The sequence below is a fragment of the Mordavella massiliensis genome (assembly GCF_016902415.1).
GTDB lineage: Bacteria > Bacillota > Clostridia > Lachnospirales > Lachnospiraceae > Merdimonas > Merdimonas faecigallinarum.
In genome coordinates this window covers 1-549 of the sequence record NZ_JACJLV010000122.1, presented here as the reverse complement: position 1 = coordinate 549, position 549 = coordinate 1, and the positions used below count along the sequence as shown (strand labels likewise).

Here is a 549-nt window from a genome sequence, read left to right as displayed (position 1 = left end):
TGGTCTTCGGCCAATTTTTTGCTTTGTTTTCTTCAAAGTGTGTAATCATTACACAGTTTCCTGTTATAACAATTACCTCGGATGTCTTGATCAAGATATTTTGATCTTTCGTTTCTTATATGCGGTTTTCAAGGTACATGGTTTGATAATTAAAGAAGAAATCTACTCCGCACCCAGGACCTCGAAGCAAAGCTTCTCGGTCACGGATATTCTGCGAATATCCTCACGCGCTCATCCAGACATCCTCGCTCAAGCAAGCTTGGCTCGCCTGTCTGTCCGCTCACGCTGGCTGCTCTTTAATTATCAAATGGAGAATACGAGATTCGAACTCGTGACCTCCTGCTTGCAAGGCAGGCGCTCTCCCAACTGAGCTAATCCCCCGGGTACATGGGCTTAAGTGGACCTTACCTCCTTCTCCGAAGGCATTTCCCTAAAACCCAATGGGCTTAAGTGGACTCGAACCACCGACCTCACGCTTATCAGGCGTGCGCTCTAACCGGCTGAGCTATAAGCCCGTTCCAAAAAGGGCTTCCGCCACTTTTTTTCTTT

2 tRNA genes are annotated in these 549 nt (G+C 47.2%); both read right to left on the bottom strand.

Going from position 1 to position 549, the window contains the following annotated elements:
* Positions 1-308 precede the first annotated feature (308 nt).
* Positions 309-381, bottom strand: a tRNA-Ala gene (locus H6A13_RS13080).
* 60 nt (positions 382-441) lie between these two features.
* Positions 442-515 (bottom strand) — tRNA-Ile (locus H6A13_RS13075).
* Positions 516-549: the final 34 nt, after the last annotated feature.